General features: G+C 69.4%; 9 protein-coding genes. 6 read left to right on the forward strand and 3 right to left on the reverse strand.

Annotation, left to right across the window (positions count from 1 at the left end):
• Positions 1–24: 24 nt before the first annotated feature.
• The gene (locus HT136_RS12650) at positions 25–3,135 is read left to right on the forward strand and encodes an alpha-L-rhamnosidase (RefSeq protein WP_214200139.1); all 3,111 of its coding nucleotides are present in this window, start codon (positions 25–27) and stop codon (positions 3,133–3,135) included.
• Positions 3,136–3,171: 36 nt separating this feature from the next.
• Here the strand turns inward: HT136_RS12650 and HT136_RS12655 are convergent, their stop codons facing one another.
• The gene (locus tag HT136_RS12655; protein ID WP_214200140.1) at positions 3,172–5,244 is read right to left on the reverse strand and encodes a TonB-dependent receptor plug domain-containing protein; all 2,073 of its coding nucleotides are present in this window, start codon (positions 5,242–5,244) and stop codon (positions 3,172–3,174) included.
• A 476-nt stretch (positions 5,245–5,720) separates the two neighbouring features.
• On the opposite strand from HT136_RS12655, the gene hglS reads away from it, so the two are divergent.
• The 4 genes from hglS (at position 5,721) to HT136_RS12675 (ending at position 11,592) form a co-directional block, all read left to right on the forward strand.
• The gene (gene hglS, locus HT136_RS12660; protein WP_214200141.1) at positions 5,721–7,106 is read left to right on the forward strand and encodes a 2-oxoadipate dioxygenase/decarboxylase HglS; all 1,386 of its coding nucleotides are present in this window, start codon (positions 5,721–5,723) and stop codon (positions 7,104–7,106) included.
• Positions 7,107–7,126: 20 nt separating this feature from the next.
• Positions 7,127–7,813 carry a pentapeptide repeat-containing protein gene (locus HT136_RS12665; RefSeq protein WP_214200142.1) on the forward strand — a complete coding sequence of 229 codons (687 nt, stop codon included), beginning with the start codon at positions 7,127–7,129 and terminating at the stop codon, positions 7,811–7,813.
• Between the two features lie 433 nt (positions 7,814–8,246).
• Positions 8,247–10,763 carry a TonB-dependent receptor gene (locus HT136_RS12670; protein WP_214200143.1) on the forward strand — a complete coding sequence of 839 codons (2,517 nt, stop codon included), beginning with the start codon at positions 8,247–8,249 and terminating at the stop codon, positions 10,761–10,763.
• Positions 10,764–10,827: 64 nt separating this feature from the next.
• The gene (locus HT136_RS12675) at positions 10,828–11,592 is read left to right on the forward strand and encodes a FadR/GntR family transcriptional regulator (protein ID WP_214200144.1); all 765 of its coding nucleotides are present in this window, start codon (positions 10,828–10,830) and stop codon (positions 11,590–11,592) included.
• A gap of 22 nt (positions 11,593–11,614) precedes the next feature.
• On the opposite strand, the gene HT136_RS12680 is transcribed toward HT136_RS12675, so the two are convergent.
• Positions 11,615–12,895: a GDSL-type esterase/lipase family protein gene (locus HT136_RS12680; protein ID WP_214200145.1), complete on the reverse strand. Its 1,281-nt coding sequence runs from the start codon at positions 12,893–12,895 to the stop codon at positions 11,615–11,617.
• A 330-nt stretch (positions 12,896–13,225) separates the two neighbouring features.
• On the opposite strand from HT136_RS12680, the gene HT136_RS12685 reads away from it, so the two are divergent.
• Complete coding sequence (locus HT136_RS12685; RefSeq protein ID WP_246543663.1) at positions 13,226–15,757, forward strand: glycoside hydrolase family 2 TIM barrel-domain containing protein; 2,532 nt, start codon at positions 13,226–13,228, stop codon at positions 15,755–15,757.
• A 116-nt stretch (positions 15,758–15,873) separates the two neighbouring features.
• Here HT136_RS12685 and HT136_RS12690 read toward each other — a convergent pair whose 3' ends face one another.
• Positions 15,874–18,126: a TonB-dependent receptor gene (locus HT136_RS12690; RefSeq protein WP_246543664.1), complete on the reverse strand. Its 2,253-nt coding sequence runs from the start codon at positions 18,124–18,126 to the stop codon at positions 15,874–15,876.
• Between the last annotated feature and the right edge of the window lie 10 nt (positions 18,127–18,136).

Here is an 18,136-nt window from a genome sequence, read left to right on the forward strand (position 1 = left end):
GCCGGGTCAGCAGGAAGGAAGCACATGCCCAGGATCGATCGACGCACCGTGCTGGCGGGCAGCACGGGTCTCACGCTCGGCGCGGCAAGCGGGAGCTTTCCGGCCCTCGCGCGCGCTTCGGCGGGGCGCGTCGCGCTGCGCGATCCGCGCACGGCGCAGATGGTCGATCCGATCGGGCTGGGCGACCGTACCCCTTCGCTCTCCTGGCGGCTTGAAGGCGGTGAGGGCACGCAGCAGGCCGCCTGGCGGGTGATCGTGGCCTCCAGCCTGCAGCGCCTCGCGGCCGGGCAGGGCGATGTGTGGGACAGCGGCCGGCAGATGGGCTCGCAGGCGAGCGGCGTCGCCTATGCAGGCACGCCGCTGGTCTCGGGTCAGCGCTGCTTCTGGAAGGTCTGCGCCTGGACCCAGGACGGAACGCGCGTGTGGAGCGAGCCCGCGAGCTGGGAGATGGGCCTGCTCGAGGCCGCCGACTGGTCCGGCGCCTGGCTTGCCGTCGAGGATGCCGACGAACGCGACGACCGCCTCTCGGGCGTCGAATGGGTGGGCGGCGAGGCGGCCTCGCCCGACGTGGTGCGCGCCTTTCGCCTGGCCTTCACCAGTGGGGCGGGGCCCTGCGTGGTCACGCTGGTTGCCGACGGGGTGATTTCGGCCATCGCGCTCGACGGCAAGCCGCTTACGGCGACACCCTATAGCCCGCTCGCCTTCGGCGGTCCGCCGGCTTCGCGCTTCGCGCTCGATCTTGCCGCCGGGGCGCACGAGCTCACCGTCTCGGTCTCGCCCACTCCCGGCTACTTTACCAAGCCCTTCGTGCGCGTTGCGGGCCATGTCCGGATGACCGGCGCGGACGGTGCACGTGTGCGGATCGGGCGCGGGTGGCAGACCCGGCTGGGCGACCTGGAGCCCTGGGCCGCGGCGGCGAAGGCGCCCGAGCAGCCCAATTTCCCCTGGCCGCCGACCCCCGCGCGCCTGCTCGCGCGCCCTTTCGCGCAGGCGGGCAAAGTGGTGCGCGCGCGGCTCCACGTGGCGGCGCTTGGCGGCTACCGCGTCTGGATCAACGGCGCGCGGGTGGGCGCGGACGAATTGCAGGCCGAACCGGCCAACTATACGAGGCACATCCCTTCGCGCAGCTATGACGTGACCGCGCTCGTGCGCGACGGGGCGAACGTGCTCGGCGCGCTGGTCGGCGATGGCCACTTCGCCAGCTATCAGGCGCCTGATGGACGCTACCCCTATCTTCCCGCCCCGCGCCGGGTGCAGATGGTGCTCGAGATCGAGGACGAGGGCGGGACGATCACGCGCGTGGTCACCGATGGGAGCTGGCGCCACGCGGACTCTCCCTTGCGAATGTCCGAGATCTACGCGGGCGAGGACCAGGACTTGCGCCTCTGGCCCGAGGGCTGGAACCGGGCGGGTTTCGACCTTTCGGACTGGGAACGGGTGTGGACCGCGCCCGAACCGCAGGTGCCGATCGTGGCCGCGCTGTGCGAACCGGTGCGGGTCATCCGCGAACGCGCACCCGAAAGCGTGCACAAGCGCGCCGAGCGCCGCTTCGTCGTCGATTTCGGGCAGAATTTCGCCGGGCGCGTGCGGCTGAGGGTCAAGGGCAGGCCGGGGCAGGAAGTCACCGTGCGCATGGCCGAGATCCTGGGCGCGGACGGCGAGATCGACCAGAGCAACTTGCGCGCGGCGCGCGCCACCGATCGCTATGTCCTGGCGGGCAGGCGGGAGGGCGAGGAGCTTTGCCCGATGCTCACCTACCAGGGCTTTCGCTACGCCGAGATTTCCGGGCTCGACACGCTCGAGGCAGGGATGGTGACCGGGCTCGTCCTTTCGAGCGACTTGCGCGAGACGGGCACCTTGCGCGTCGCCGAGCCGCACATCCAGAAGCTCTGGCTCAACACCTTGTGGAGCCAGCGCTCGAACTTCATGGGCATTCCCACCGATTGCCCCCAGCGCGACGAGCGCCTGGGCTGGACCGGCGATGCGCAAGTGTTCTGGGACACCGCCAGCTTCAACATGGCGACGGGGCCGTTCACGCGCGCCTACTGCCGCGATCTGCGCGAGGCGCAAGGCGCCAGGGGGGCCTACCCGCTCTGGGCGCCGTGCCCCTCGGGGCTGGGCTGGGGCACCACCAGCGCGACGCCGGGCTGGGCCGACGTCGGGGTCATGTTGCCCTACACCTCGTATCTCCACGAGGGCGATGCGCGCGTGGTCGACGAGAACTGGTCGGCGATGACCGCCTATCTCGAGGGCATTCTCGCCACCAATCCCGATGGTCTGTGGGCCAAGGATCGCGGTGTCGACCTGGGCGACTGGCTCGCGCTCGACGCCAAGTCGCCGATGGACGAGACCACGCCCAAGGACCTTATCGGCACCGCCATGCTGGCGCGCTCGATCGCGCAAGTGGCGCAGCTCGCGCAGTGGACCGGGCGCAGCGCCGAGGCCGCGACGTGGACGGCGCGGCTGGCGCGGACCCGACAGGCCTTTGCGGCGGCCTTCGTCAAGCCCGACGGCACCGTGGGCAACGCCAGCCAGTGCAGCTACATCCTGGCGCTCGCGCTCGACTTGCTCGACGAACCCGTGCGCGCCCGAGCGGGGGAACGCCTCGCCGCCGACATCCGCCGGCGCGGGACCCTGCTCACGACCGGCTTCCTCGGCACGCCGCTGGCGCTCGACGCGCTGGCGGGCGTGGGCGAGACGCGCCTTGCCTGGGATCTCCTGCTCCGCCGCGAATTCCCCTCGTGGGGCTATATGGCCGATCACGGGGCGACGACGATCTGGGAGCGCTGGAACGGCGATACCGGCGACGTCGCGATGAATTCGTTCAACCACTACGCGCTCGGCGCCGTCTGCGGCTTCCTCTACCGCCGCGTCGCCGGGATCGCGCCGACCGCGCCCGGCTTTGCCACGTTCGACGTCGATCCCTTGCTCGACCCCCGCATCGCTTCGGCGGGCGCCACGCTCGACACGGTGCGTGGGCGCATCGTCGCCGACTGGACGCGGGGCGCGGGCGAAGGCGGCGGCGCGAGCCTTGCGCTGAGCGTCCCCGCCAACACCCGGGCGCGCGTGCGCCTGCCCGGTGGCTGGCGCGAGGTGGCGCCCGGAACGCACCGCTTCACCCTTGCCGGAGCCTAGGGCCGGGGCCGCCCTTGTGGCGACCCCGCAGTCCCTTCAGCGGAACTGGACCGAGACCCCGCCCCAGATCGTGCGCGGAGTGCCCAGGTCATACGAGCCCGACTGGTTGCGCGTGAGGATCGTCTCGTCGGTGAGGTTCTCGCCGCGCAGCAGCAGGGCGACCGGACCCGCCACAGGCACGCGCGCATAGGCGTCGAGCGTGGTCGCGGCGGGCAGGGCCTGGGTATTGGTGTCGTCTTCGTACTGCTTGCCGACGTGGCGCAGCGTGGCGGCAAGGCGCCAGCCTTCGCGCGGCGCCCAGGCGAGCGTCGCCGAGGCGTCGAGCTTGGGCACCTGGGCGGGGCGCATGCCGTCGAAGTCGGCCCCCGCCTGGTGGACCTTGGAATCGGTCCAGGCGAGCGATCCCTCGAGGCTGACGGTGCCCAGCGCGACCTTGGCTTGCGCCTCGATGCCCCTGGCGCGGATTTCATCGACATTCTGGCGCTGGAGCAGGTTGGTCCCGATCGTCACGTTGGCGATCGCGTCCTTGAGCCGGTTGTCGAAGGCGGTCAGCGAAAGCGAGACATGGGGCGCGGGCGTAAGATCGATGCCCGCCTCGTAGCCGCGCAGCCGTTCGGGCTTGAGCGCGGCGTTGGCCTGCGTCGTCACCGGAAAGACGACGTAAGGGCGGTAAAGCTCGTTGAGCGTGGGCAGGCGCAGGCCGGTATAGGCCGCCGCGCGCAGCGTGAGGGCGGGGATCACGTGCCAGGCCGCGCCCGCACGCCCGTTGCCGTTCCAGCCCGAGCGGTCGGCGAAAGTGTCGTCCTGGTAGACGGCGCCGGCCGCCGTCAGCGAACGGTAGAAGCCGTTGCGGATGGTCCAGCGGTCGGCCCGGCCGCTCGCGGTCAGCACCAGCGAACCCAGCGTCCAGTCGTCCTGTGCGTAGAGGCCAAGGTCGGACTGCTCGCCCCCGGCGCGCCGGAAATAGGTGGCGAGGCCGGTCGTGGCCGAATAGGGCATTTCAACCAGATGGCCCTGCGAACTGCGGATGTCGGCGCCCAGGCGCAGGACATGGTCCTCGCCCACCGGCGGGCGCAGTTCGGCCTTGCCCCCGATCGCGAGCGTGGGCGTCTTGGCCTGGTCGAGCGTCTTCTTGTAGCTCGACGAACTGATCACGACGTTCGAGAAGTTCTGCGCCTGGACGTAGCCCAGCACGTCGAACTGCCAGTCACCCCGGCCGACGAGGCGCAGGCTCGCCTGCTGGCCGTCGGAGGTCGAATTCGCGCCCTTGAAGCGCAGCGTGCGCTGGTCGCCGTAGACGAGGCCCGAGGCCTGGATCTCGACGCTGTCGCTCAGCGGCGCGACGGCGCGCAGCGAGGCCGACCAGCTTTCGTAGGCCGCGCGCGCGGTGGCCTCGACGCGCTGGTCCCTGGGCGTGGTCCAGAAGCCCTGGCCCTTGTCCCACTGCGCGCTGGCGATGACGTAGCCCTGGCCCAGGCGCTGCGCGGTGGTGGCCGAGACTTGCGTCTCGCCCCGGTCGTTGACCAGGGCCTCGCCCTGCAACGCACCGATCGCGTCGGGGCCGGCGCTGACAAGGTCGATCGTGCCCGAGATCGCGCCGGTGCCGAAGGCCCCCATGCCGCCGCCGCGCGTCACCTGCACTTCGCCGATGCGCGCGGGCGCGATCGCGGAGAAGGGAATGTAGCCGAAGAAGGGGTTGGCGACGGGGACGCCGTCGAGCAGCACCAGCGCGCGGCTCGAGGCGTTGCCGCCGAGCGCGCGCAGCGTCACCCCTTGCGCCGAGGGGTTGGCCGCGCGGCTGTCGGAACGGCGGTACTGCTGGAAGCCCGCGACCGAGGACAGCACGTCCTCGATCCGCCCCGAGGCGCTGGCGGTCACTTCGTCGCGCCCGATCGTGACGACGTCGTAGGCGGTCGTTCCCTGGCCTTCCTCGAGCCCGCGTCCGGTGACGACGATGGTGCCCGCCTGCGCCGCGGCGTCGGCGCTTTCATCGGCCAGCGCGGGCGCGGCGAAGGCCACGGCGACGGGAAGCGCAAGAGCAAGGCCAAGCGCGCTCGAGAGACGCAGCGTCGAGGCCGATGGGACGGAGGTGTGACGGGTGACGTGCATGGGGCTCCCTGAAATGGCGATGGGACCGGTTTTGCGCGCCGCGAGGGGCGCTTCCGGTGTTCTGGCTATGCTTTCTGGTGTGTCACCTAGCGGCGGTGCGGCTGGAGGAAAACACCAATTCGTGAAAATTCCGCCGACTTGCTGGGCGCTTGTCCAATCCGGGGGCGGGGCGGGCCCGCGCACATCCACATGGCGGAAGGTGTCCTTCTTCGTGCTCACGAACGCGTCCCCGATATGCCTGCGGGGACACCCGCGATGCCCCCTCTCCCTGCTATCCGCCTTCGTGCACGGGTGTCTCGTCAAACGGCCCCGGGCTTTCGGATCGTGCGGGGTCTAGTCGAAGCCGTGCGCTCACGCCATTGTGCATTGGTACCCTTGCGCGGGTCTCGCGCGCTTGCGCAAAGGCCCCGTCCGGGCCCACATGGTGGGGAAATCACACCAGGACCGGCTCCGAGCGGCCGGGCAAGGAAGACACGATGCCACAGCCTGTACCGGCGGACCTCATCCGCGCCCGTTTCTCCGACGCCCTCTCGGCGATGTACGGGTGCGAGGTACCGCTCTATGCGCAGCTTCTCGAGCTCGTCCACGACGTGAACGGCCGCGCGATGGCCGCCGACCCCGCGCTCGGCGCGATGGTCGAGGCGGCTGGCGGGCTCGCCGCGTTCAACCGCGAGCCGCACGGGGCGATTCGCGTCGGCAAGCCGGACGAACTTGCCGCCCTGCGCCGGGTCTTCGCGGTCATGGGCATGTATCCGGTGGGCTATTACGATCTCTCGGTCGCAGGGGTTCCGGTGCATTCGACCGCCTTCCGTCCGGTCGACCGCGCCTCGCTGGGGGTCAATCCCTTGCGCATCTTCTGCTCGCTGCTGCGCCTCGAGCTGATCGAGGACGAGGACTTGCGCGCCACCGCAGCGGACCTGCTCGCCAGCCGCGAGATCCTGACGCCGCGCGCGCACGAACTCGTCGCGCGGGCCGAAGCCGAAGGCGGGCTGGTCGAGGAGGAGGTGGACACTTTCGTCGCCGAGGTGCTCGAGACCTTCCGCTGGCGCGAGAAGGCGCGCGTCACCGCCGCGACCTACCGGCGCCTGCTTGGCGCGCACCGCCTGGTTGCCGACATCGTCGCCTTCCAGGGCCCGCACATCAACCACCTGACCCCGCGCACGCTCGACATCGACGCCGCGCAGGCCGAGATGGTGGCGCGCGCGATCAAGGCCAAGGCGGTGATCGAGGGGCCGCCGCGCCGCCACGTCGACATCCTGCTGCGCCAGACCAGTTTCCAGGCGCTCGAGGAGGAGATCACGTTCCTCGGCGCCGACGGGGGCCCCGAGGAGAAGGGCTCGCACATGGCGCGCTTTGGCGAGATCGAGCAGCGCGGGGCTGCACTCACCCCCAAGGGCCGGGCGCTCTACGATGCGCTGCTGGACGAGGCGCGCGGGCTCGAAGGCTCGTCGGGCGGGGACTACGCCGCGCGGCTCGCGGCGCTCTTCGAGCGCTTTCCCGACGACCTCGACACCCTGCGCCGCGAAGGGCTCGCCTATTTCGACTATGCCCTGAGCGCACAAGGACACGACGCGCTCGCCTCGGGGCATCGCGTGCCCGCCGATCTCGAAGCCTGCATCGCGGCGGGTTTGGTGTCCGCCACGCCGATGGTCTACGAGGATTTCCTGCCGGTGAGTGCGGCGGGCATCTTCCAGTCGAACCTGGGCCTCGAGGAACGCGGGGCCTATGCCGGCCATTCCTCCCAGGCCGCCTTCGAGGAGGCGCTCGGCGCGCGCGTTGCCGACCCCTTCGCGCTTTACGCCGCGCTCGAAGCGCAGGCGCGCGATGCCGTTCTTGCGCGATTGCACGGCGCGCGGGCCTGAGCGGAAGGGGGGAGGCGCCGATGTCCGATGATCTTGCCGGGGACCTCGTGGAAGGCCGCGCGCTGGCGCGGGCCGATCTCGCGACGCTCTCGGGCACGCAGCCCTCGCTGGTGGATTGCGAATTGGCCGAGGGGGATTTCGCCGGCCTCGATCTGGCGGGCTGGTCATTCACCCGCTGTGATCTTCGCCGCGCCGATTTCCGGTCCGCTCGCCTTGAACGCACGCACTGGCGCTCGTGCCGCGGGGCCTTCGCCGTCTTCACCGATGGCGACCTTGCCGAGGCGGTTTTCCAGGGCAGCGATTTCAACAACGCCAGCTTCAAGCGCGCCCATCTCGACGCGGCCCGCTTTTCCGGCTGCAAGCTGACCGGGGCGGACCTCACCGGGGTGCGCGCGCTCGACATCGGCTTTGCCGAAACGCTGCTGATCGATGCCAAGCTGCCAGGGCGGCAGTTCCGCAAGGCTGAGCTCACGCGGGTCGATTTCACCCGCGCCGACCTTGCCCGCTGCGACTTTCGCGAGGCGAGTTTCCACGAATGCAGTTTGCGCGAGGCGGCGCTGGGTTCGGCGCGTTTCGAAGGTGCGGACTTGCGCGGGGCGGACCTTGGCGGGGTGCGGCTCGAGAACGCCGCGCCGTTCCGGGGGGCGACGATCTCGCGCGAGCAGGCGGGCGAACTCCTGCGCGAGCTGGGCCTGAACGTGCGCTGAGGCGCTCGGGGTCTGCGCCACCTCGAAAATGGCCGCTTGACTTAAACCCCACTAGATGGGTAGAGATTTAGTCGCGCCGACGGACCGGTCATCCGCGTGCGCCCAGTCCATGACGACCCGCGGCATTTGATCGGGAAGCAGCTTGCTCCGCGTTACCAACCGCTAAAGCGCGCGACGCTGGGGCGACAACGCCAGGCTTCGTGTTCCCCTCTTCGGATTATGAGGTGATACGATGCACAGAACTTTCGCAAGCGCATTTCGGCCCTGTTCCCCGGGCCGGTCGATCGGTCGGGCACCGGCGCGCACCCGTTAACGGGCGCGTGCGGTGCGGGTACGAACCCGCCCGGCTTCAACCACGGACATAAGGCCACAGCAGGGGCGTCGCAGCCGGGACAAAGGCGGCCGCGCGACGCCCGTTCAGGGGGTAGAATTCATGCAGTTTTCATCACGCGGCGCCCGCTACGGGCGCGTGCGCCGACGCGCGCGCCACCACTTCGCCACCACCGCGGGCGCACTTGCCGCGCTTGGTATCGCGAGCCCCGCGCTTGCCCGGCAGGAGGCGCAGCAGGTGTCTGCGGCACCGCAAGCGGACGAGGGCACTGTGTCTTCGCCGTCCTCGGTCGGCACCGGCGCGCAGGATGCCGGCGACATTCTCGTCACCGCGCGGCGGCGCAAGGAAACCGTGCAGAGCGTGCCGATCGCGATCGCGGTGGTGGGCGGCGAGCACATCGACAGCACCGGCAGCTTCAACGTCGGCCGTCTCCAGCAGCTCGTCCCCACGCTCCAGTACTACAGCTCCAATCCGCGCAACACCGCCGTCAACATCCGCGGCATCGGCGTGCCCTTCGGGCTGACCAACGACGGCATCGAGCAGGGCGTGGGCATCTACGTCGACGACGTCTATTTCGCGCGCGTCGCCTCGGCCACCTTCGACTTCCTCGACGTCGAGCGCATCGAAGTCCTGCGCGGGCCGCAGGGCACGCTCTACGGCAAGAACACGACGGCAGGCGCGATCAACATCAGCACCCGCCAGCCCACCTTCGACTTCGAGGGGCGCGCCGAAGTCTCGATCGGCAACCTTGCCTTCCGCCAGGCCAAGGCGGCGGTCTCGGGGCCGCTCTCGCAGACGGTGGCGGTGCGCCTCGCGCTTTCTTCGACGAGCCGGCGCGGCACGATCTGGAACACCACCAGCCAGCGCTGGATCAACGAGCAGGACAACCTGGGCCTGCGCGCGCAAGTGCTCTGGCAGCCCACCGACACGCTTTCGGTGACGCTGGCGGGCGACTATTCGCAGCAGGACCCGGAATGCTGCGGCACCGTCTACGTGCGCACCGGGGCGACCCAGCGCGCCCTCAATCGCCAGTACGCCGCGCTCGCCGCCGCGCAAGGCTATCAGGTCCCGAGCACCGATCCCTTCGCGCGCGTGACCGATCTCGACGCGTCGCTGAACGCGGGCAACAAGGTGGGCGGCGCCTCGCTGCGCGCGGTGCTCGAGACCGGGCTGGGCACACTGACCTCGATCACCGCCTGGCGCTTTTGGGACTGGAAGCCCGAGAACGACCGCGACTTCACCGGCCTTGCCGTGACCACGCTTTCGCAGAACCCCTCGCAGCAGGACCAGTTCACGCAGGAACTGCGGCTCGCGGGCGGGGGCGAAAGGATCGATTACACGCTCGGCGCCTTCTATTTCCGCCAGAGCGTCGACACCCAGGGCAGCCAACAGCAGGGACCGGCGGCGAGCGCCTGGCTGCTCAGCCCCTCAAGTGCGCTCAGCCAGGACCCGAGCGTGCTCGACGGCCTTACCGCAACCAACAACATCGGGCTCGATAACACCAGCGCGGCGCTTTACGGCCAGCTCAACTGGCACATCGTGCCCGGCCTCACCCTGCGCCCGGGCCTGCGCCTCAACTACGACAGCAAGGACGGCGACTATCTTTCGGTGGTGACCAACGGGGAGGGCGAGCTGGTGACCTACGACAGCACCGACCCGCGCATCGTCGCGCAGCGCGGCGTGCTCGCGCCGCAGGCCTTCGGCGTCAAATACCACGACTGGAACCTCAGCTACGATGCCACGCTGAGTTACGAGGCCGCGCGCGACGTGCTCCTCTACGCGACGTATGCGCGCAGCTTCAAGTCGGGCGGGGTCAACCTCAACGGCGTGCCCAGCGATGCGAGCGGGGCGCCGATCCTGGCCGCCGCGACGGTCGCGCCCGAGAAGGTCAACCACTACGAAATCGGCGTGAAATCGCGGTTATGGGACCATCGCCTGACGATCAACCTCGCCGCGTTCCGCACCGATATCGCCAATTACCAGGCGCTTGTCACCAATGGCAGCCTGGGCGTGCTGCGCGGCTATCTCGCCAACGCCGATGCGGTGCGCACGCAAGGCGTCGAGGCGGACATTTCGCTGCGCCCCAGCGCGCGCTTCAACGCCTATTTCAACGGCGCCTGGACCGACGCCACCTACCGCCGCTTTACCGACGCTCCGTGCCCGCCCGAGCTTTCGGGCGGCACCACCGCCGCCGACGGGCAGGCGGCCAGTGCGCCGGGCACGCCGGGGGGGATCAGCCCGCAGAACTGCGACATCTCGGGCCAGCGCCTGCCGGGCGTTTCGGAGTGGTCGCTGTCCTATGGCGTCGAGGGCAATGCGCCGGTGCGGCTGCTGGGGCAGGAAGGTGCGGTGTTCCTCGGGATCGATGGCAGCACCCGGTCGAACTTCTCCAGCAACCCTTCGCCTTCGGCCTATACCTGGGTCGATGGTTACACGCTCACAAATCTGCGCACGGGGTTTCGCACCGAGGCGGGCTTCGAGATCTACCTGTGGGCGCGCAACCTGTTCGACACCGACTACTTCGAGCAGTTGCAGGTGCCCAGCGGCAACACCGGGCTGATCGTGGGAAATCCGGGCGACCCGCGCACCTACGGTCTCACGCTGCGCACGCAGTTCTGAGCGCTTCGGCGCGAAATGGTAAGATCACTTGCAGGTCGCATGGGCGTGTGACAAGGCTTGTGCCATGACCGAACGTCTCAAGCTCTACCAACGCGTCGCCCAGGAACTGGAAGCCGCGATCCGCAAGGGGGTCTACCAGCCCGGCGCGCGGCTTCCGGCCGAGCGGGTGCTGGCCGAAGACTTCAAAGTCAGCCGGCCGACCATCCGCGAAGCCGTCATCGCGATGGAGATTCGCAAGATCGTGGAAGTGGTGCACGGCTCGGGCGTCTTCGTCGTCGAGCGCCTGCCCGAGGACGGCGCGGGCGGGGAACTCAACGTCGGGGCCTTCGAGCTGATCGAGGCGCGCATCATGTTCGAGGGTGAGGCCGCCGGACTTGCCGCCAGTGTGATCACGCCCGAAGCGCTTGCCACGCTGGCCGATCTCCTCGCGCGTATGGAGAGCCTTTCGCCCGGTTCGGACGAGGAACTCGGCCTCGATCGCCGCTTCCACCTGGCGATCGCCGAGGCGACGCAGAACACGCTGGTGGCGCAGAGCGTCGAGCACATGTGGGACTTGCGCGAGAATTCCGAGCTGTGCCGGCACATGTTCGAGCAGGCGCGCCAGGTGGGTATCGTGCCGCGCCCCGAAGAGCACCGCCAGATCTACGAGGCGATTGCCCGGCGCGACCCGCAGGCCGCGCGCGAGGCGATGCGCGCGCACCTCGTGCGCGTCTCCGAGGATCTCCTGCAGGTGACCGAGCTCGAGATGATCGAGCAGGCCCGCCGCGCGATCAAGGAGCAGCGCCAGCGCATCGGTGGAAGGCACGCCATCCGTCCGGCCACCGCCTGACGCGCGCGCAAGGCCAACACGACTATTTCGCGACGAGATCGAGCGGGATCGCCGCGCCCATCGCCTCCTGCCCTTGCGCGTTGGGGTGGAGCTGGTCGCCCCGGTCGAAGCGCGGGGCAAGGTTGTCGGGATGCGCCGGGTCCGACATCAGCGGCGCAAGATCGATCACCGCGTCGAAGTGGCCTGGCGCGCGGGCCCAGGCATTAATGGCGTGGCGCGCCTCTTGCGCGGCCGGATCGGCGAGGTAGTCCGCGCGCGTCACGCCGCCATAGGGCAGGATCGGGATCACCAGCACGCGCGCCCCGCGCATGTGGGCGCGCAGGACGATCTGGCGATAGCCCTCGATCACCTCGTCGACGACGGCCGCGCGGTTCTGCGGCGTGACCGGCCGCTCGCGCACCATCATGCCGAGGTCGTTGACGCCGATGAAGACGATCAGCGTGCGCAAGTTGGGCAGCGAGAGCACGTCGTGGTCGAGCCGGGACAAGGCCGAGGGACCCGTCCTGTCCCGCGCCACGCGCCCGCCCGAGGTGGCGAGGTTGACGAGGCCCAGCCCGGCGGTGGCGGGATCGGCCTGGAGCCGCCGGGCCAGCACGTCGGTCCAGCGCCCGTGTCCGTCGAACGAGGCGCCGCCCGCATCGGTGATCGAATCGCCCAGCGCCGCCACGGTCCCGGTCACGGTGCCCGGAGCGGGCGAGGGGGCCTTGAGCACGCTCACCGCGTTCAACTGGTAGACGCGGTCGGCGCGGTGCGCGCCCGGCAGGCTGGCCTCGTCGCCGTGCGCGGCGGGGGCGACGAACGTCACCCCCAGCGGCATCACCGCAAGCGTGCGGGTGTCGTCCCCCTCGGGCATGCGGAAGCTGACGGCAAGGCGGTCCAGCCCCGCGACGGCAAACGCGACGGGATCGCTTTCGAGATAGGCGCCGGCCGGGATGGTGACCTGCGCCTTCCCGCCGAACGTCACGGCCGCGCTGCTGGCGGGGTCGATGCGGTCCTCTCCGGGGGCACCGGCCGGACGGGCGACGCGGACCTGCGCAAGTACCAACGGGGCATGGCCGAAGCGGTTGGTGAAGCGTAGGCGGACTTGCGTCCCGCCCGTGCTCAGCGGCACATAAGTGCGGATCACCGAGCCGGCGATGGCCTCGGCCGCGAGCGGTTCGTCCTCGCTGCGCATCGCGCGCGCCCAACTGGCAACCCAGGTCTCGTCCCCGGCCTCGGCCGCGAATGCGCCGGTGCCCCAGAGCGCGGCCACGAGAAGCAGAAGTGCGGCGGCGAACTTTCGCATCGTGGGCTTGGATTGCATCGGCACATCTCCCTTGGTTGCCGCTGTATCAGGGTTACCTGACCACATAGGCATTCCAATTAGCGGTTGGCTTTTTCACATCGTGGGATAAACTGCGAAAAATGGCAAGCGCCACCCGTCACGGGTCGCAAGTGACCTGACCATGAAAAGGAGAGGGACATCCTCAAGCACCATCCGGCCCTCAGGGCTCCGGCTCGCCGCACGGGCGCCGCGTCCGGCACCCGTCGTCTCGCCCTAGGTCTAGCCACCGCGCTCGCGGGGCTGAGCACGCCCGCCACGGCGCGCGAGAGCGTTCCTCTGACCTCCGACTGGCTCTTTCACCTCGGCGACTTGCCCGAGTCCACTGTCCTGGCCTCGCCAGCCGATGGCGGGGGATGGGAGAAGGTCGCGTTGCCGCACAACTGGAATCGCATGGGCGGCACCGCAAAGCGCCGCACCGACTACCAGAACGTGAAGGGGGCAAGCTGGTACCGCCGCCAGTTCGCGACGCCAGCCGATCTGGCCGACCAGCGGTTGTGGATCGAGTTCGATGCGGCCAGCGTCGTCGCCGACGTCTGGGTCAACGGCAAGCATCTGGGGCAACACAAGGGCGCCTTTGCGGGTTTCCGCTTCGATGCGACCCCGGCGCTGGCGGCCGACGGGGTCAACGAACTGGTGGTGAAGGTCGACAACAGCTCCCCGCGCGAGAAGGGATCGCCCACGGCGGACGTCATTCCGATGAACGGCGACTGGCCGATGTACGGCGGGCTCTACCGTCCCGCGCGCCTCGTCGTCACCTCGCCGGTGCGCATCGCGATGGAGGATTTTGGCGGGCCGGGCGTCTACGCCAGCACGCTTTCGGTAACCGACGGGACGGCCCGAATCCGCGTGCTCACGCGGCTCGAGAACGATCGATCCAACGCCGCTTCGGGCACGCTGCGCACGCGCATCGTGGATGCCGCAGGCCAGACCGTCGCGCGCGCGCAGACGCCCTTCGCCCTGGCCGCGGCGAAGGGGGCGACCGCGCAGGCCGAGCGCGAGGCGGTGCTCGAGCTTTCCGGGGCGCACCTCTGGCAGGGGGTGGACGACCCCTATCTCTACACCGTCGAAGTTGATCTGTGCGACGCGCGCGGGCGGGTGCTCGACACCGTCACGCAGCCGCTCGGCGTGCGCACCTTGCGCATCGATCCCGAGACCGGATTCTGGCTCAACGGGCGCCACGTGGCGCTCCACGGCGTCTCGCGCCACCAGGACCGGCCGGGCAAGGGCTGGGCGATCACGCCGGCCGACATCGCACAGGATACCGCCTTCATCCGCGAGATCGGCGCCAACACGGTGCGCCTCGCGCATTACCAGCACGCCCAGGAAGCCTACCGCGAGATGGACGCGGCGGGGATGGTGGTCTGGGCCGAGATCCCGCTCGTCGACCGTTCGGCCCCCTGGTACTCGGACACCACCACCGAGGCCTTCGCCGCCAACGCCGCGCAGCAGCTGCGCGAACTGATCCGGCAGGACTACAACCACCCCTCGATCGCGGTCTGGTCGATCGCCAACGAGGTCAACCTCGAAGCCGCCAAGGGGCGCGGCACCTCGAACGCGCGGCCGCTGCTCGAGCGGCTCCAGGCGATCGTCCACGCCGAGGACCCGCTGCGCCCGGCGACGCTTGCCGATTGCTGCGGGACGATCGCCGAGGAGAACCGCCCCGGGCTCGACAGCGTGGCCGGGATCACCGACGTGATCGGGCTCAACCGCTACCACGGGTGGTACGGCAACAGCGTCGATTTCCTCGGTCCCGACCTCGACCGCACCCACGCGCGCTTTCCCCAGCAGCCCATTTCGATCAGCGAATACGGCGCGGGAGGGGCGCTGAGCCAGCACACCGACGATCCCGCAGGGGGCCCGATCGCGGCCTTCGGGCGGCCGCACCCCGAGGAATTCCAGAGCCAGCTGCTCGAGGACAGCTGGAAGCAGATCGCCGCGCGCCCCTACATCTGGGCAAGCTGGGTGTGGAACCTGTTCGACTTTTCCAACGAACTGCGCCTTGAGGGTGACCTTACCGACACCAACGACAAGGGCCTCGTTACCTTCGACCGCAAGACCCGCAAGGACGCCTTCTACTTCTTCAAGGCGAACTGGTCGAAGGAGGCCACGCTTCACCTGACCGAGCGCCGCCACACCGCGCGGCCCTATCCCGTGGTCGACGTGAAGGCCTATGCCAACACGGGTACGGTGAGCCTCTCGCTCAACGGGCGCGCGCTGGGCGAGGCGACCTGCGAGACCGGCGTATGCCGCTGGCCGGGCGTCACGCTCGCGCCGGGGGAGAACCGGCTCGAGGCGCGCGGGACGCGCGCGGGCGTGGCGGTCTCGGACGCGGTGACCTGGAACTTCGAAGGCCGTGCGGGCGAATACCATATCCGCGCCGGAACGCTGGAGGAAGCGCGCGGGGCAAGCGGTGTCCTGTGGGGTTCGGATGTCTTCTCGAAGGGTGGCGAGGGCCATTGGCGCGACCAGCCCTCGAAGGGGCGCGGCGCCGAGCCGGGCCCGGTGCGCCCGGTCCTGGGAACCGACGACCAGGCCGCTTACGGCAGCTGGCGCGAGGGCGACTTCGCGTACGCGATACCGGTGCCGAGCGGGCGCTACACGTTGCGCCTGCATTTCTTCGAGCCGGACGCGGCCGTCGCGCCCGGCGCGCGCCGCTTCACGGTGCGCAGCGAAGGCCGCGAGGTGGCCAAGGTCGACGTACGCCGCGAAGCGGGTGCGGCCTGGACCGCGCTGACCCGCACGGTGACGACGCGGGTGGAGGACGGTACGCTCGATCTGGAATTCCGCTCGGGCACCGGCAAGGCGATCGTCTCGGGGATCGAAGTGATCCCTGCGCCCTGACAAAAAGGGAGCCGGCCTGGTAGGGCCGGCTCCATGCCTCCTGCCGGGTCGGTCCGGCAGGCCGGACAGGCCGCGCGGGGATGAGATCCGCGCGGCCTGTCCTCTTTGAAAAAGGGTCAGAAATCGTAGCTCAGGCGCACGCCGCCGTAGCGGGCATAGTCGCGCGGCACATAGCCCTGGATCGCGGTCGTGCCGTAGCGGTTGGAGACGTCGTTGATGAGATAGCGATAGTGCTGGTCGAACAGGTTGTTGACGAAGGCCATGACCTGCCACGAGCGGTTCGCGCTGCGCAGGCCCAGCGCGACGTTGACCATGGCATAGTCGCCCTGGACCGTGCGCGGGTTCTGGTCGAGCGGGACGGTCTTGCTCTGCCAGGTGACTGCGCCCTGGCTGACCAGCTCAAGGGGGCCGTCACCCAGCGGCACGGCGTAGTCGAAGCTGCCCGCCATCTTCCAGCGCGGCGAGAGCAGCATGGACTTTCCGGTGAGGTCCTGGCGCGCCGGCGTGCCCACGCAGCCCTCCGCCGCCGTCTGCCCGACGTAGCAGGCGGCGCCTTCGAACTCGATGAATTTGGCATCGAGGTAGGTCATCGAGCCGTTGAGCGTGAGCCCCGCGAGGGGATGCGCCAGGGCTTCCATCTCGACGCCGCGAATGCGCACTTTGCCGACGTTGGTGAGGCGGAAGTTCTGCGTGCCGTCGGCAAGGTTCTCCACCGCCTGCGTCTGGAAGTCGCGGTAGGTGGAGTTGAAGGCGGTCACGTTGAAAGTGAGCGCGCGGTCGAAAAGCTGGGTGCGCAGGCCCAGTTCCCAACTGTCCGACGTCTCGGGCGCGACCGGTCCCGCGTCGGCGCGGGCCTGGTTGAAGCCGGAGGAGATATCGTAGGCCTCGCCCTTGTGGCCGGTGGCATAAGTCGCGAAGAGGTTGATGTCGGGGGTGATTTCCTGCTTCACGCCCAGCTTGTAGGTGCCGGAGGTGTCGCTGCTCCTGCCCGCATAGAGCGCATCGGCGTTGAGGTCCTGGAACACGTAATCGATCTTCTCGCGGCTGATGCGCCCGCCCGCGATGAGCGTGGTGCCCGGGACCGGATCGAATTCGAGCTGGCCGAAGCCGGCGATCTGCTCGCTGCCGTTGGTCGCATCCCAGCTCGAGCTGGCGAAGAGGGGGCCACGGTAGAAGTCACGCGCGATGTCGACATTGCTGTAGTAGAGGCCCAGCGTATAGCGCAGGCGATCCGCGCCCGGCGAGATCAGGCGCAGCTCCTGGCTGAACTGTTCGCTATCGAAATGCCCGTACTGGAAGTTCTGGAACGAGGTGATTGCCGAATCGTCGCTGTCGAACTTGTCGTGCGACTTGTAGTGATCGTGCGCGGTGATCGACATCAGCGTCGGCCCGCCGGTGTCGTAGCTGACGCGCAGCGACTGGGCGAAATCCGTGTAGGTGTTGCCCGTCGGGAAGTCGATCGAGACGTCGGTGTTGCCAGGCCCGATGGCGATGCCCGGCGCGAAGACGTCCTGCGTGTATTCGGGGTGGCCGCGCAGGATCGCCCCGTCGCCCATCGCGATGAAGGGGCGCGTCGAGGTGGTCTTGCCATCGGCGTAGTCGACCCCGAGATCAACTTGCAGGTCGCTCGTCGGAGCCCAGCGCAGCTTGTTGCGGCTGGAGAAATAGCGGCGCCCGTTCAGCGTCTTGCCATCGGCGAGGTTCTTGGTGTTGCCCTTGAAATCGTCGTAGTTGAGGCTGGTGCGAAAGCCCAGCGTATCGGTCAGCGGACCCGAGACGAAGCCGCCGATCTGCTGCTCGTCGTCGGTCGTCGCCATGGCGCGCACTTGCGCGGTGAACGTGTCGCTCGGCCCCTTGGAAACGATGTTGATGAGGCCCGCGGAGGCCGACTTGCCGTAGAGCGTAGTCTGGGGGCCGCGCAGCACTTCGATCCGCTCGATGTCCGACATGTCGGTGAAGGCGCGCGACTGGAACGCGAGCGCGACATCGTCGAGGACGATCGCGACGCTGGGTTCCACCCCGGGGCTGAAGGCGAGCGTTCCGACCCCGCGAATGGCGACGTTGGCGCTGGCCGGGTTCTCGGCCGGGCGGATCGTCAGCGAGGGCGAAAGGCGGCTGACGTCGTTGAAGTCCTGGACCGCGTTGGCCTCGAGCTCCCTGGCGCCGATCACCTGCACCGAAAGCGGCACGTCCTGGACGTTCTGCGCGCGCTTCTGGGCCGTCACGATGATCTCGTTGGGGCCGGCGTCGCCCGCCCCGTCCTGGGCGCAGGCGGTGTTCGGCATCGCGGCGGTGAGGGCAAGGCCCATCGCGGCGGTTCCGGCCAGACGCCGGTGCGTCCTGGCCCGTGACGGTCTCGTGCTTTGCATGGTCAACTCT

The sequence above is a fragment of the Novosphingobium profundi genome, assembly GCF_018491765.1.
GTDB classification, from domain to species: Bacteria; Pseudomonadota; Alphaproteobacteria; order Sphingomonadales; family Sphingomonadaceae; genus Novosphingobium; species Novosphingobium profundi.